Raw genomic sequence first — 15,615 nt, 5'->3', positions numbered from 1 at the left:
ACTTTTTATTTTTACAATAAAGGATGTATTCTATTCCACCTCCTCGTTCCACAACTCCACATCACTCGGAGCAGTATAAATGCCGTAAGCAAAGCAAGCCAGCATTACCATTTCAAATATCAACCATGCAATCAACCAACTCATTCTTCCGATGGATTATCGGCATTATCATTGGAAAAAGCAAATGACAATTTAAACTCATTTCCAAAATTATCCGAGAAATATACATCTATCACTTGCTGATCTTCCGACTGAGAAGTATAGTATAAGCGAAACATTTCTTTTGTCAGTTCGTAAGTATCATTCGGCAGGAATATTGTCCCATCATCCAATCTCAGTTCCCCTTTTCCATCAGGCTGAAAATACCGCAGATAGTATTTTGTATTTTCATATTCTCCCGAACGCTCTAACTGACAACGAATTTCAGCAGTCTCATTTACTTTGAGTTTCTTCGGGACAGGCAAGTGAGTAACTTTGAATTCATAACTTTGCTTAATATCAAGATTATCGCTACAGGCACACGCTATTGCTGCCAACAATAGCGTATATATTAGGTAAGATGCAGATTTTCTGATGATATGTATCATTTTCATATTTTACAGTTTTAGTCGTTAATGATAAATTTTATACCCACTCCCACTTGGAGATGGATCTTATTGATAGATGAGCCGAACAACAATCGCTCCCTGCCATGAATCAGCAGGATTGTTCTGTCCGAAAGAAAAGCTTCTATCTCCAAAGTCAACGCCCCACCATACAAAATAGCATCCTTGTTTTCTATGGTAGAGCCATCGTAAAGTAGTTCCTTTCCCCAGTTCACAGTTTCATACCCTGCCATTCCTGATAAGCCAATCGAAAATAAAAAGGTCTTTCGGGGACTGGCAAAATAATTCAAAAAGTAGCCACCCTCTGCCGTAAACTGAGCCGTAGGAATCAGTATATCTTTGTAGGCGTGCTTCTTTTGCAGATATTCAGCACCAAATACCCAATGGTCGCCAAAGTTTCGATAGTTGGAGAACGCCAGTCCAACAGCAAAGGCTTGTTTGTCTCCATTTTTGAGATTAAAGCCATCCACAGCACTGGCTGTAACCTGAAAACCTTTTTGTCCCGGTAAGTAGCGTTGAGCTTGTGCCTGCCCGATCAGGACAAGACACAACGTGATTAATACTATTATTCTATACATTGTTTTTCTCATAAATGCGTTAATACAAAGGTCTGAGACCTTTACTTGACTTTTAGTTCGTTAATCTCTTTGGCACTCAATAAGTCGGCATTGGTTACGATAAACGTCTGATTACGACCGCCATTCTTCTCAAAGAGTTCAATGACCAATTGCTTGTCATCGGGAATGGTAATCTTATCAATGGTAAATACGGTTCGCTCGATACTATTTCCGCCCACATTGGAGATAAAATTGAATGCTCGCAAAGGCTGTATAACCGTTTCCTGAATAGCGGTGCGTTTAGCTACTTTCTTATCAACTACTTTCATCCGCACAAAGTCAATATCGAAAGGCACATTGGATGAATTTTTGATTTGAGTATGCAGATACAGCAATCCGTTATGTGTATAAATTCCTTTCAACAGATATTGAATACCAAAGCGATTGCTCCCGATATGTTTAACAAAGCGTTCGTTATTCTGATGAATAGAGCGGTTGATAAGGTAGACCAAGCGAGGAGATTCGCTCCCAAGTTCTTTCAGGTAGATTTCCTGTGCATTATTCGGACGATTGGTTGCGATACCATCGTGCATAAAATCTTTCATCTCAATATTTAGCTTCTCAGGCTCATCCGCATATTTGATATTGAAGGTATAGTAACTTCCTTCTTCGGTAATGACAGACATATTGGTCTCCGTCTCAAAATTCCGAATAGTCGCTTTTACCCGAATCACATTCTCCGAGTTTCCTGCTTTTCCTGCAATGATATTGTTTGAACCTAAGTCCACATAGGTAATTGCCGATGGGAAAATGATGTGCACCGTTTTATCGAAAGTTACCTCCAGCCCATAGGGAGGAATCATCCGATCGAAGGTTATTTTCTTGGTTAAGCCTTCGTAATAATCTCCCGAAGAGGGTTTGAGCACTTGTTGCAGTTCTTCCTGATAGCTTTCTGTTTCCGTTTGGGCATGAAGGCATACACTTGCCAATAGCCACATTACACTTATAATTATTGAGTGTCTCATCTGTATTCTTTTAATTTAATTGTAAATAAATAGGTCAACGACCTTTAGTTGTTTTCTTTCGGCAGTAGATAGAGTCTGTATCCCGATTTAAGATTTACTTTCACTTGCCGGATTTTCTTCGTCATATACTGTGATGCTCCCTGCATCAAGCCTTTAGTCAGATCGGAGGTTATCTGCTGCCCTGTACTCTGATTCATCGTAAAGCTCGTTCCGACACTATTTCCCATATTCGCTGCAATTTCTTTGACTGCGTTCATTTCCATCGAACCGGGGATGTAGATGCCACGCTGCCCATCGGTATCGAAAACTGTCATTTCCACAGGGATAATCTCCGCTTGATATTCCAACGATGTGATAAGTATCTCCAACCGTTCGCCTTGTATTTTGGCTACTCCCGTAATAATGGAATTTTCAGCAATCACACTTGTGCCTGCTACTAAGGGTTCAGTCAGCCGAAGGCGAACTGTCTGCCCGTCAATCAAGGTCTGGTCATCGTGTACCACTGCACCAATGGTATTTTTATCAGAGGACAGGACTTTAGAGCCAACCGTATTGAATCCGAAATTTCGGGCTTGATCGTATTGCTGATACAGTTCTTCATTACTGATATTCTGAGCCAATGCCGATACTGTTTGCTCCCGAACTTGCTTGATGGGAGTAATCTTTGTTTTTCCATTATTGGAACTACCGACCGATCCTTTCGCTATCCGTTTGCTCAGGCTTTCGTTGGATGTCTGACTTTGGGACGGATCGCCTTGATTCTGACCCTGTGGCATATACTTGGCAGCCATTTGGTAGGATTTCTCCATCAAAGCCAACTGTTCATCCATAGCGGATTGCTTGCTGTCCTTATCATTCATCTTCGCTTCTAATTGCTCCAACTTCTGTTTCAGTTCTTCCTTTTCGGGATCGACTTTCGGTTGTTCGTAGAAATTGCCTAACGTCTTATTGATGTCCTGATAGGCAGAAACAGAGTTTGTAATGGGAGTCTGCTTTTTTACGACTTCTCGCTGAGTGGGTTTTGCATCTTCCAACAGATTCAGTTCATCATTATTGGCTTTTGCATCGCCAAGCATAAAAGCATAATCCTGTAAGGATTGCATCCGGTCATTTTGCTTTTGCTTCATCTGCTCCTGTTCGTAGGCATCTTTCTTGTCGCCGATAATGCCCTGCTCCTTCGGATCGGGAATATCCGCATTGAAACCTAATCCCTGCTTTTCTTTTTCTATATCGGCTTCCGATGGTCTGAATATAAATACAACCGAAGCCACACAGAGGATTCCTGCAAAAGCAAAGACAGCATACTTTTTTACTTTCTGCCTCAGGGCAGCGTTTGTATTATTCGTATCGCTCATTTTCTTCTTCGTTAAAATAATTGTTAGTAGACTTTTCAATATCCAATTGCTTGATATGCTCTATCTTCATCTGCTCCCGCTTTTCTTCTTCTCTACCCCAATCTTTGATGGTGGTAAATGTGAAATAGAGGTTGAGTAGTGTAAATGCCAAGAGCATAATCAGAATAACCGTCAATCGCTTATCGGGAGTAATCTCTCCGCATAGGGCTTTCAGTTTGTCTTCAAACCAATAGCCGATTTCGTTGATTCGTTCTTTCATACACGAATACGATTAGCGGTTCAGCACCCGAATATCCTTATTCTCTTTAATCTCAAAGCCTTCGATAGTAAATCCGTGCGGATTGTTGTCGGAGCGGACTGAGTTTAAAAGTTTACAGTGGGTTACAAGGCTTCGTTCGGTAATATTACTTTCACGGACAATCATCATTCGGGCGTGTACCGCCACATTGTAAGGATAGGTATCGAAACTGCAATTGACACTATCCACCACTATCGTTTGGTTGATATTTCCCGAGATGATTCGATTGTAGTAGCCTTTCTCTGCCAAGTCTTTGTAATAATTGAAAGCTGATCTGTCGGACAATAGTAATGCCCTTTGTATATTGCTTTCAATAGCAGATTTATCGGGAGACAGTGTAAAGAACAGCTCGTGAAACCGCTTGACGTGTTCCCTCGCTTCAACAGGTCTGTTCTGAGACAGGTCTTGAGACAGAGCAAGCATCAGCGACTTACCTCCATCCAACACATATATCTTTTGGCGTTGCTCTTCGGCAAAGTTGTATGCACTCCACACGGCATAGCACGTAATGATAGCACATAAGCCCAAGAACAGCATTCCAAACAGACGTATCTGCTTAAAACTGGATTCTATATTTTTTAATGACTTAAATTCCATTTTCTAATTTATTAATGTGAAACAACGTTCGACGGAACGTAGTGTAGTTAAAATATGCTAATGTGCCAATATTGGGATTTATTTTATTGGCACATCGGCACATTAATTAATTTACATATTGAGGACCTACCGCCCCATTAGCTTTCCGGCAACATTTCCTGCGGCTGCCCCTGCTCCACCTCCGGCAAGTGCTCCTGCTTTGGTTGCGGTCGAGTTGACATTCTTACCTACATTACCCATACCTCCTGCCTGAATGATCCACCCTGCCACACTCGGTATAGTAAAATATCCGATGATGCCAATCAGCATAAACACGATATACACCGCATTAGAAGCATCTATTGAATAGGCAGGATTGTTCTGCAACTCGGTAATATCATTTTGCAGCATTAGTACTTGAATGCGAGCCAAAATACAACTGAATATATCCGAGACAGGCAACCAGAGATAGACTGTAACATAGCGTGTCAGCCATTGCGTGAGAGTCGATTGAAAGCCATCCCAGACTGAAAGGGCAAAAGCAATCGGTCCGAGTATGGCTAACACAATCAGAAAGAAGGTTCGTATGACATCTATAACCAATGCAGCAGCCTGAAACAAGAGTTCCAACAACTCCCGAAAGAAATTCTGCACGGTTTTCTTCAATGAATACATTCCCCTTTCGACATACATCCCTGCTATTTGCGGTGCATCCATTATGCCCAACTGCTCCAATTGTTCATCGAAAACCTGATTGTCTACCAAATAAGCAGTTTCGGGATTACGTCTCAAAGCTTCATATTCCAACTTGTCCTTTTGTGCCCGATAGGTATTCATATCAAAAGTCTGGGTAGTCAGCATTTTGTTTGTTCCCTGCACGATGGGACTTAGCACTCCGTTGATAGTACCCAATACAATAGTCGGGAAGAACATAATACACAGACCGATAGCAAAAGGACGAAGCAGAGGGTACACATCAATCTGTTCAGCCCGGGAAAGGGATTGCCAGACCCGATGAGCCACATAGAACAGTGCACCCAATCCGGCAATCCCTTTGGCTACTCCTGCCATATCGCCACAAAGCGGCATCATATCGGCATAGAGGCTTTGAAGTATCTGATGTAGATTGTCAAACGTCATTACCAGTATCTTTCGCTTTCGTTACCATACAATGACATTACCCGGTCGGTATCATTCTTTTTCTTCGCCCGAAGCAGTGAAACCCCAATATTTTTATTGGTGTAGTATTTCACAAGGTTGCGGTAGTTCCTTGAGGGGCAATACAATCCACGCACTTTTATGTTTTGACTGAAAATGTTTATTAATAGGTGTTTATGTGAAAGCATTGGTAACACCACATTGGTAAAACACTGGTAAACGTCTGGTGTAAAAACGCTCCGAAACCGCTATAAATAAAGCACTTTATTGGTTACTTGATGGTGAACCGCTAAAGTGCTTCTTTTTGTCTGTATATTGGTAACACCCTGTTACCATCAATATACGCACTTTTTAACTAAATGCAATGGTAACAAAAATGTATGTATTGAATTGCTGCTTTTTGAGTTTAAATTATTAATTCTAGTTCCTTACCTGTTAGAGAAAAATATAAGTTTTGAAGTTGATGAAGTGATTTCATTTCTATAATGTTACCGTTTCTGTTTTTACCTTGAATCAATCTAATAAGAGATACAACACCTGTATTATCTAAATAAGCTTATTATACAGATTGCCCTGTAGTTTTATCAGTTCGATCATACCATATTCTATTTCTTCAGGTGTGCCGGCTAAATCTTCGGGATAGGCTTCGAACTCATATACCTGTGTGTGGTAATTGATAACCGGGGCATCAATAATGCCTTCTGACACAAACTTTAAAGGAGTGGTACGACCTAACGGTTTTCTTTCAAGCATCTTTTGAATTACAAAATGATAAAGAAACCGTTTTAAACCTGAATCACGTTGCATCGATATATTCGAAGCATCAGGCATTTCATCAGTAATAGTGTGTAATGTCAATGTTACCAGGCGTGGATTTTTTGCACCTTGACCTGTCAGCTGGTAGTCAACAAACATAGCCGGTAAAGAAAAGTATTCGTATAATCCTGGATCTAACGGTTGTGAACGGTATATATCGATGAACCAGTCTGAACTTAATTCATATTTATCAAACAATGCTTTGCTTTCTTCGAATCGTTTATATAAATTCAGTAGTGTAAGTATCATAATGTTTTATTTTAAAGCACGGACAAAGCGTGCTGTTACGTGTAATTCTATTCTTCGTGCAAGCGTATAGCTGTTACCTATGAAACGCCTGGAAGGTATCTTTAAATTCATTTTTCGGGTATGAGCCTTGACCGTATAATCTTTGATTGTTTGAGCCTTTATACGTTCTGCACGTCCGTTCCGATTCCTGGTGTATGCTTTTCTCCTATGCGACTTTATCGTATGAGATTTCACATTCACCGTTTTATTGATTTCACCGCCTTCGTTGTGTATTTCAGCATATGGTACATCAGTGCCAATAATCACTTGTTCTGTTGTAGCCTTTATCTTCCTGATACTCTTTTTCAATCTGCCGGTATCAACCAGTAATGTCTGGCTTCTTCTTCCGGGACGCTTATTTTTTCGTGGTTTCCATTTATGTTTGGTTTCATCCAGCCAAGCCTGATCCCTGAAGCGCTCTTTACTGAAGTTCTCGGCAATAGTTGCTATTTCGGGCGGTAACCTTCTGTAAGTTTCCAAAATAGAATCAATCCTGCGTGTAAAATCCGATATATCTACCTTGTTACTCATAAGCAATTTACATTGAGGTTTCAGCACTTCTTACCACACGCATAAATACTTCGGTCATTTTGCGTTCAAATTCGTCTGTACTCATATTATTGAAAGATTGGTGTGTTGGTGAAAAACTTTTGATAAAACTATCTATATTGATAGTTATATTCTTTGTCTGGCTGTTGCCTTTAATACCTCTTGCTCCATCGGCAATGGATGAATTCGTATTATCAGGCATTATTGCATCTGGACTGGTTGGCCCTGAACCAGTAGGCACACCGGAAAAGTCACCATCGTCGTCAGCTGATTCAACCACAACCCTTTGTTTGATTTCGCCAATATCAGGCAACTTAAAGTTGCTGATTTTGTCTTTAACTCCATTTACATTAAATGTAAATACATCATACATCAATGAACCTATTTCAGTAAGAAATTCTTTTAACCAGACAAGATAAGGGCGTATTGTATTATACAATTTCTTAAAGCTGAACTGAACACCAGTTACTTTTGTTATCCAGTTCTCAAACTTGGATAGAAGTATAGACACATTTGATATTGTGTTTTTGACTAAATTAATAACAAGGTTGAAACCTATTGTTGAAACATTCCACAACCATTCAAACACAGCGCCTATGCCGCTCAATAAATCCCTGAACATTTGAGAATTATTATATAAGTCTTTCCAATATTGTATGATTCCCAGAATTTTATTACCAATGGCTGAAACAATAGGTAAGAACAATTCGCCTATCTTAATCATTTCAACTTTAATCTGGTTTTGTATGATCTTCCAGCTTTCCATTGGTGTTAATGAATCAGCATAGGCTTTTTCAAGTGAACCAGCAGAATTTGTTGTTGCATCAATAGCTTTCTGTAAAGCTGGTATATCCTGCATTAAAGAAGAAAAACCTAATGAACCCATCTGATCAAGGCCTAACTTATCAAACTGAATCATACGTTGTTTATCAGACAGGCCTGCCATTTTCTGATTTAGTTCTGTAACAATCTGAAGGATAGGTTTTATTTTCTTTGTTGTTGGATCGAAAACATCAATACCGATTGATTTAAACCCGGATACATATTTACCAGTAGCTTTATCAATTTGACCTATGGCAACACGCTGTGATGATAAGGCTCTCATAATACCCTGCAATGCTGTTGTGGATTGTTCTGTACTTAAACGGCCTGTAAGCATTGCATAAGCGCCAGCAACTTGTTCGAGTTCGTAACCGACATTTTTTGCTAGCGGTATGACTTTTGGCAGATATTGTGCAATGTCCTTAAATTCAGCATTCCCTTCTTTTACAGTTTCAAACAAGATATCATATACGCGTTTTGCGTCGTAACCAGTAGCCATCATTACAGAAGTTGCTGCACTAGCGGCTATTTCAATGTCAGTAAAACCCGCTTTTGCAGCACGTAAAGTCGGTTCAAGTGTGGCCAATGAATCATTTACACTTAGACCTGCAGATATGATACGGTTAAAAGCTTTGGGTACTTCTTCCAGTGGTGCAACATTGCGGCCTCCTATATCAAGTAGCTTATCAGACAATTTACCAAGCTTGTCTTTTGAAAGTTCGGCTGTGACGTTTATTTCAGCCATCTTTTCATGCCACTCATTGGCCTTTAATGTACACATGGTGACAGCTCCAGCTAATGCTACAACTGCAGCAGTAGCCAAAACATAGGGATTGGATAAAAGTGTAACAGCTCTGGCAACACCAGGAACTTCGTCTTTAATTGCTCCAAATAATTTGGTGTTTTCTATGCTGAATGCTTTTAATTTATTCTGCATATTTCCAGTTGCACGTTCAATCTTTTTTTTAGCCTTATTTAAACCGACATTCAGTTTATCTTTAATTTCTATAAGTAATTGTAATTTAGCTAATCCAGCCATAATCTTTGTTTATTTAAATAATGTTTGTATATTTGTGGTGTTCAGGGATACGTCCCAGGGCTCCCAAAAGCGATGGTGTATTTATGTACATCATCGCTTTTGCCTTTTATACTGTACTTTTTCGTTATTATTTATCAACCATATATCACTATTGTTGTTAGGGTAGTGCTTTAGATGTCCATTTACAATGCGATAGGCATCATTTATATCCATACTATCTGGTATGCAAATAAATACTGTGTCTGCCTGGGCTATACCATGTTCGACAGCATGCTGAATTGAACGTTTACTGCCAGACGGGATTTCTATTTCTGCAACTTTCTTGTTGTAAAGAATATCAGCATTTTTTGTTGGAAACTTATCCAAATACTCTTTTGGGTAATATTTCTTTCTTGCATCCATATTATTTTCAGAAATAATAGGCATCAGTTTTACTTTTGCATCCGGTTCTTTTTTCAGTAATGTTGTAACTGCATTAATGTTTTTGCCTAACTCTTTTTCTCCATGCAACGGGTGTATTTCGAAATGGCATCCATTTACCTTTATATCAATAAATGTATTTTCCGGTGGTAGATATGCCAGTGCTTTGCTTATTTCGGCTTTTGGTACACCATTGTAATAGGGATGGTTTTTAGGATAAATCAGGCCTGTTTTAGCCAGGTTTGTTTTAAACATTTTGGGTATATCCACAACAGGAATATCTTTATCAGGTGTTACTTTTCCGTAACCTTCGAGTGATTGCACTACTTCGCATCTGCAGCCCCAACCGTTTGGCGGGTAATGGGTAATCCAGAAGCTATCATTAACAGGCCGTATAATACCATCCAGTACCTGGTGTGATGCACGTACATGATCGTCACCAACAGTCTGATATTTCAGGTTTGGTATAATGCCAGCTTCTTTTTCAAATTCAACCCATCGTGCAGCATTTTGCGATGAAGAAACCGCAAAATTGTACTCGGTTCTTAACCAGGTTTCATTGTATTTGTCAATGATACCTTCAGCCGCTTGTTTGAAATCTTCAAACTCACGCAACTTGCCGTTGTCGTCTTTCAGTAACAGCGTTAAATCCCGCATTTCCTGATAGCTTTTCGCACCACTGAAATGCCATACATCACGCACCAGGCGCGTCAACATTTCAGCATCAGGCGTCGTATAATCTGCAGCAACCTGGTAGGAATCAATCACACGATCTGACAGCGTTTTTACAGTAAGGTCAAGCAAGCTGTCCAGATCTTCACCCTTCATAGCCCTTTCAATGATGGATGATCTTAGTTTGTCCAGTTCATCGATGTAACCTGATGGTAAATCTGCTTCTGCTGTTGGGTGCGTTCCTTTGCAGTGAGGGCAATCATCAACGTATAATCTGGGAACATAGCCAGCCCTTACTTGTTCCCTTACTGAAAATTTGCAGAAAAGCCTGTATTTAATGGGTTTTGTACCTGTTTTTTGCCAGTGATAGGTAAATTGAATGTTTTAACCAGTTCGTCAATATCCAATTCATAACCTGCTTCAATTGCACCTTTGGTTATTTCCCATTGCTGGTTGAGTGTCAAATCTTCTGTTTCGTCAAATACAAATTCCATCGTATCCGGATTAAACGGAAAGCCTAAACTGTTGAGAATCGGAAAAAGCTGATCATTGACACAGAAAATCATATTACGCCTGTCTGATTGTGCAATCTTATCATCAAGCGTTTCAATATGTACCTGTGTTTGTGAACGGTTTGCACCTTCATCTAAAATTGTAGTTGAACCAACGAAGCGTTTGCTTACCTGGTTATCCTGAAGCTTTGCATTCTCAATGTAGGTTTTTTCAGGATTACCAGCGTTTGCCAGATCATGCACTGTGATTGTAGTGCCTGTTGGAAGTACACCAGTACCAGAATCACCCAGTTCTACCAGTGATTTGGATATGCGTGGAGCTTCAGCTTTATTATTGGTTGTGGCTGTAATCAACGGTTTGCCAAACCGTTCAGAAAATTCAGCATAGGCCTGCAGCGCATCACGTTTCCAGATAACATTGGGAATAACATCATTGACCAAACCAAACTTACTGGTGTGCATGATTTCGATTATATTGGGTACTTCATTGTAATTGACAAAAGCACTTCCAGATACTTCAATGTACATACGCCCCAATTGAGGACAAATATTTCTGCGTGGAATAAGCTTAAATATCGGTTTGTCGTTTACCCTGAAAAATTGTGCAATGGTATATTTCCGAAATACAGAATCAAGCGCGCTATCAAGAAACTCATAAAACCATTGCTTGTTCAGAAAGTCGGTTTGTTCATCCAGCGTTTCTTGTGTTTTCTTATCCCGGACATAAAATCTATGATTGAGCGTTGCAGATTTACGCACATCAATAACAGATGCAAGGTGTGCATCCAGTATCAGATCATCAATCAAGTCCTGAAGCAAGTACCAGCGTGGATCATCAGGGCTTTCAGCAGCTGTGTTTGAATCACGCCATTTGGTAATATTCTTTCTGCTTCGATCCTGAAATTCCTGTGCGATCTGTAAAACTATATCATTAACCAGTTTTTGTTTATCTGCAGTAGCAGCAACTGGTGATTTTCTTAAAAAGTTAAATAAACCCATTTGAAAAAATTAAGAATTAAAAATTAAAAATTTTGCAAAGCAGTAAAGCTGTTTTAAAGTGTTTTTAATTATAGATTGAATCCACTACACTCACCATCGTTGGTTTTCTTGAGGCCTGCTGTTAATTATTACCTCGCTGTATTCATTGCCATCTTCATCGACCAAAGCCGGCAGTTCCGGGATGGTGTCACCATTACCGACATCTTTAAGCCAGTCAAGTGCATCCTGGTAACGATCCTGCCTGTGTTGTGGAATATCTTTCATGCCTGTCTGGCTGTACAGGTGATACAGTGCTATATCAATGGTTATGGTTACAATCCATTGATCACGCGTATCGGGGTCACCCGGTATTACTGCTGTGAATATTTTGTCACAGTCATATCTTTTGGCAATCCGGTTGCGTATCTGCCTGATGGCTGTATTTTCGGCTCTAACCAGTTTAGCACTTTGATAAAATTCTTGTGCAGTAAGTAGGCGTATTATTTCCTGCTTAATCTGCATATCGTAATCGGATTCAAGTATAAATCTTGGCATAATTAAAAGCGGTTTTTACCCTGTGTTCTGGGTGTTGTTATTATTTCAAATTTTTCTATAAAAGTCGCTTTGTTCAGTTCAGCAATGGCAGATTGTAAAGCATCAGGCCCGTCATCGTTTGCACCACTCCCTTTTTCAAATGCCAGTAACTGATCAATCAGGTTGATGATATCGGTACTGTTTTTCAAAGCTTCATTAAAGAATACATTCAGGCGTTCAAAGAAACCTGCCATGCTTTCAATACGATCATATTTATTGCCTTTGCTTTGTTTGTCTGCAACTACTGGCACATAGTAACCACGCTGATCACCTTCCTGGTCGAAATCATTTATAAATTCATCCTGAGCAAAAAGGCCTTCAATCAGGTATGAGATATTGTATTTGTTCAGTTTCAGCCTTTCATACAAATCATACAACCACACAGCACATGCAGCACGTGAAGTTTGCCTTACAAAAGCATCTATGATGTGAAATTCACGCCCGATCTTTCCAACCAACACAAGTGCTTTGTAGTCTCCTTTGTCTTTATAGGATAAGTCACCATACAATACCAGGCTGTCATACCTGTGTAATGGCAGTATTCTTTTATATTGTATCCATTCAGGATTGAATATAGTACCATCAACCAACGGTGTACACATATATTCACGCATCCACGACCTGAAAGGTGTTGATGCTCTCTTTTCCTTCCAGTATTGAGCCGTATATTTGCCAGGCCAGGACGGTGTGAAATCTTCATCCAGGATAGCCTTTGTTTTGACATGAAAGAATGTTTTAGGCAGGTTTTGTTCTTTGGCCTGTTTGTTGGCAATAACGGATAATTCAACCAGCTTTGCCATGATTGAATTTTTGTGTATCAGGTTATTGTTAAAAATAAACCTTTCATTGCCTTTGTCGAAACAACCCCAAAGCGTGCCAGTAATGTAGTCTACAGCTTCACGTATCAGGCGATCATTGTTACACCTTTTCAGTGTATCAATATCATCCACTACAATTAAGTCAGGCCTGTGTTCACCATTTCGCAAACCACGCGGATCCTGTCCGAAACCCAAAGCCATGAATTTTACACCATCTTTTGTTGTAAAATTACCTTCAGCCCAATCACCATGTTGAAATTGTTCACCGTAATCATTAATAAGCCGTTGGTTATGCTTCAGTTCAGCCTGGATATCGGCTAATAATTCTATGGCTTTATCTTCTGTTTGACCGATAAGAAGCATGAACCACATTTCTTTTTTAACCAATGCCAGGTATAAGGACAATCCTACAACAGTTCTGACAGATTTAGCTGATCCACGAAAAGCATCATTCAGTAGCTTCAGAATCTTATTCTTGATTACTATATCATCTATTTTCAGATGAAAAGGTGCGCTTTCACAAGTTGCATAGTGTTTGAAATGATGTTTCCACCATCGGTCAAAATCAGCTTCAAGATGCTTGATACGCTTATATTTTTGTTCAAGCGTTTCGTGTATATCAAAGTAAGCTGCTTTCTGAATCCTCTTACAGCTTTCATCATACGATCTTAATATCTTATCGAAATTAGTTGCTGCCATTTTCCTGCCCTATTTTGTACACTAAAAACATTCTGTGATACTGTGTCATTTCAGCAGCAAGCCTTGGTTCACGTTCACTGACAAAGTTGTCCAATTCAACCAGGATATCACGGCAAACTGCAGGGCTGGCTTTCTTACTTATGTAATCATAGCCTTTCATTATTTTGCTTAATGAATCAGCATCAATTTCCTTTATTTCGTTACCTGCAGCGTCCTTTCTTACTTCACCTTTCATGATGCGCATAGCAGCTTGCAACAGTTCTTTTTTCAACTGTGTCGGTCCTGTGTCAAACAATAGTTTGGTTTCATCCCAGCCATACTTATCCCGCCAATCATAAATGGTTTTAATATTGCGTTCCAGTTCATCAGCAATTGCTTGCGGTGATAAACCTTTTTCTACATAAAGCCACTCAGCATGCTTCTTTTCACTTGGGCTTGCCTCTTTCTTTTTTGTCTTTTCTGCTATTTTCTTAGCCATCAGTACAATTTTTTTCATACAAATTACCCGGATAATCGATCATTTTGCAAATAAGTAGTAAAGCCATTTTACTAAACAGTAAAGCCACTTTACTATTTAGTAAAATGGCTTTACTACGCATAGCGGTTTATTATCGAAAGCAATCTAATTTAGCCTTCTCAAATGGTTTAAAAACCCATTAAAACAGGTTTATGTAAAATATTATGCAGATTAAAGAAATTAATAAGAAGCATGTAGAAGCTAAACTATACGGCAATATAGGTAGCTTTTTTGCTGATGGTAACAGTTTCAGTTCATTGCTGGACGGTTTTGAAACAAAAGGCTATACAGAGGTAACCATCAGGATGCACTGTTATGGTGGTTCAGTATTTGAAGGCAATGTTATGTACAATGCCTTGCAGCGTACCAACCTGAAAGTAAATATCATCATAGATGGTGTGGCTGCATCAATGGGTTTCTTCATGCTTCCTGCAATAGAAAATGTATTTATTGCAGAAAATGGTTTCGGTATGGTACACCGCCCATCAGGCTATGATGATGGGGATGCAGATGCACACCTTGCTACTGCCAAACTACTGCGTGATATGGAAGGTAGCTTTATTAAACGAGTTTCGGAACGTACCAACATGACAGCTGAAGAAATAAAAGCCAAATGGTTTGATGGAAAGGATCACTGGCTGAATGCAGATGAAATGGTACAGTATGGCTTTGCGAAAAAGAAACTGCCGGCAACAGCCAAAAACATTAAAATCCTGGATGACGAAATTTCACAAGGTTTGACAGCAGAAGCGATGTACAACCGCTTTGCTGCCTTTTTAGATAACAAAAACAATAAAAACAATGTACAAATGAATCCATTAGTAACATTATTGGTTGCAGCACTCCAATTGGAAGGAATTACAGCAGAAAGTTCAGAAGCTGATGTAGTTGCTGCAGTGACAAAGAAATTTGAAGGTCTGAACACTCGCATTACAACACTGGAAGGTGAAGCTAAAGCTAAAGCAGCAGCCACAATCAAAGCCATGCTTGATAATGCAAAAGTTCCTGCAGGTGATCTGCGTACTACTTATGAAAAGATTGGTGAAACCAGCGGTGTCGATACACTGGCTGCAATCCTGAAACCACAAACACCAGGTGCAGTTGTAACAACTGACATCACCAGCCTGATCAAACATGAAGGCAAGGAAACGCCTGGTGCAAATACTTCGAAAGACTGGAACTGGTATCAGACAAACGATCCTAAAGCTTTGGAAAAAATGCAGCTTGAAAATCCTGATCAATTCAAAGCTTTATACAAAGCTGAATATGGTGTTGAACCTGCGTGATGAATCAGTTAACAGTCAACAGTTAGCAGTA

Annotated in this window: 17 protein-coding genes; 1 reads left to right on the top strand and 16 read right to left on the bottom strand. The window is 39.6% G+C overall.

Going from position 1 to position 15,615, the window contains the following annotated elements:
• Positions 1 to 140: 140 nt before the first annotated feature.
• The 16 genes from D0T84_RS01330 to D0T84_RS01260 form a co-directional block, all read right to left on the bottom strand.
• Positions 141 to 593 carry a DUF3872 domain-containing protein gene (locus D0T84_RS01330; protein WP_185155670.1) on the bottom strand — a complete coding sequence of 151 codons (453 nt, stop codon included), beginning with the start codon at positions 591 to 593 and terminating at the stop codon, positions 141 to 143.
• A gap of 11 nt (positions 594 to 604) precedes the next feature.
• Positions 605 to 1,195, bottom strand: coding sequence for a conjugal transfer protein TraO (locus D0T84_RS01325; protein WP_185155669.1), 591 nt, complete (start codon positions 1,193 to 1,195; stop codon positions 605 to 607).
• Between the two features lie 29 nt (positions 1,196 to 1,224).
• Positions 1,225 to 2,187 (bottom strand): conjugative transposon protein TraN, encoded by a 963-nt coding sequence (gene traN / locus D0T84_RS01320; RefSeq protein ID WP_163305131.1) that lies wholly within the window; start codon positions 2,185 to 2,187, stop codon positions 1,225 to 1,227.
• Positions 2,188 to 2,231: 44 nt separating this feature from the next.
• The gene (gene traM / locus D0T84_RS01315) at positions 2,232 to 3,542 is read right to left on the bottom strand and encodes a conjugative transposon protein TraM (RefSeq protein ID WP_163305129.1); all 1,311 of its coding nucleotides are present in this window, start codon (positions 3,540 to 3,542) and stop codon (positions 2,232 to 2,234) included.
• Positions 3,526 to 3,801 (bottom strand): TraL conjugative transposon family protein, encoded by a 276-nt coding sequence (locus tag D0T84_RS01310; protein ID WP_163305127.1) that lies wholly within the window; start codon positions 3,799 to 3,801, stop codon positions 3,526 to 3,528. The genes traM and D0T84_RS01310 overlap by 17 nt, the downstream gene beginning before the upstream one ends.
• A 12-nt stretch (positions 3,802 to 3,813) precedes the next feature.
• Positions 3,814 to 4,437 (bottom strand): conjugative transposon protein TraK, encoded by a 624-nt coding sequence (gene traK, locus D0T84_RS01305; protein ID WP_163305125.1) that lies wholly within the window; start codon positions 4,435 to 4,437, stop codon positions 3,814 to 3,816.
• Positions 4,438 to 4,563: 126 nt separating this feature from the next.
• Positions 4,564 to 5,556: a conjugative transposon protein TraJ gene (gene traJ, locus D0T84_RS01300; protein WP_163305123.1), complete on the bottom strand. Its 993-nt coding sequence runs from the start codon at positions 5,554 to 5,556 to the stop codon at positions 4,564 to 4,566.
• Entirely contained in the window at positions 5,556 to 5,711 is a 156-nt protein-coding gene (locus tag D0T84_RS22505; RefSeq protein ID WP_221413107.1) for a hypothetical protein, read from the bottom strand. Before D0T84_RS22505 ends, traJ begins: the two co-directional genes overlap by 1 nt.
• Positions 5,712 to 6,120: 409 nt before the next feature.
• A complete protein-coding gene (locus D0T84_RS01295; RefSeq protein WP_163305121.1) occupies positions 6,121 to 6,639 on the bottom strand; it encodes a hypothetical protein in 519 nt (172 codons plus the stop codon).
• 6 nt (positions 6,640 to 6,645) lie between these two features.
• Positions 6,646 to 7,209, bottom strand: coding sequence for a phage virion morphogenesis protein (locus D0T84_RS01290; protein WP_163305118.1), 564 nt, complete (start codon positions 7,207 to 7,209; stop codon positions 6,646 to 6,648).
• 7 nt (positions 7,210 to 7,216) lie between these two features.
• Positions 7,217 to 9,088 carry a phage tail tape measure protein gene (locus D0T84_RS01285; protein ID WP_163305116.1) on the bottom strand — a complete coding sequence of 624 codons (1,872 nt, stop codon included), beginning with the start codon at positions 9,086 to 9,088 and terminating at the stop codon, positions 7,217 to 7,219.
• A gap of 90 nt (positions 9,089 to 9,178) precedes the next feature.
• Positions 9,179 to 10,336, bottom strand: coding sequence for a phage minor head protein (locus D0T84_RS01280; protein WP_163305114.1), 1,158 nt, complete (start codon positions 10,334 to 10,336; stop codon positions 9,179 to 9,181).
• Between the two features lie 149 nt (positions 10,337 to 10,485).
• On the bottom strand, positions 10,486 to 11,691 hold the full coding sequence (locus D0T84_RS01275) for a DUF935 family protein (protein WP_163305112.1): 1,206 nt from the start codon (positions 11,689 to 11,691) through the stop codon (positions 10,486 to 10,488).
• A gap of 90 nt (positions 11,692 to 11,781) precedes the next feature.
• Positions 11,782 to 12,225, bottom strand: coding sequence for a phage protein Gp36 family protein (locus D0T84_RS01270; protein ID WP_163305110.1), 444 nt, complete (start codon positions 12,223 to 12,225; stop codon positions 11,782 to 11,784).
• Positions 12,226 to 12,227: 2 nt separating this feature from the next.
• On the bottom strand, positions 12,228 to 13,781 hold the full coding sequence (locus tag D0T84_RS01265; RefSeq protein ID WP_163305108.1) for a hypothetical protein: 1,554 nt from the start codon (positions 13,779 to 13,781) through the stop codon (positions 12,228 to 12,230).
• Complete coding sequence (locus D0T84_RS01260; protein WP_163305106.1) at positions 13,768 to 14,259, bottom strand: hypothetical protein; 492 nt, start codon at positions 14,257 to 14,259, stop codon at positions 13,768 to 13,770. The genes D0T84_RS01265 and D0T84_RS01260 overlap by 14 nt, the downstream gene beginning before the upstream one ends.
• A 203-nt stretch (positions 14,260 to 14,462) precedes the next feature.
• Between D0T84_RS01260 and D0T84_RS01255 the strand changes: the two genes are divergently transcribed.
• Positions 14,463 to 15,584: an ATP-dependent Clp protease proteolytic subunit gene (locus tag D0T84_RS01255; protein ID WP_163305104.1), complete on the top strand. Its 1,122-nt coding sequence runs from the start codon at positions 14,463 to 14,465 to the stop codon at positions 15,582 to 15,584.
• Positions 15,585 to 15,615: the final 31 nt, after the last annotated feature.

Origin of the sequence: Dysgonomonas sp. 521, assembly GCF_010501055.1 — a bacterium.
Lineage (GTDB): Bacteria > Bacteroidota > Bacteroidia > Bacteroidales > Dysgonomonadaceae > Dysgonomonas.
The sequence above is the reverse complement of the archived record's forward strand: the minus strand, read 5'-3'. Positions and strand labels throughout refer to the sequence as shown.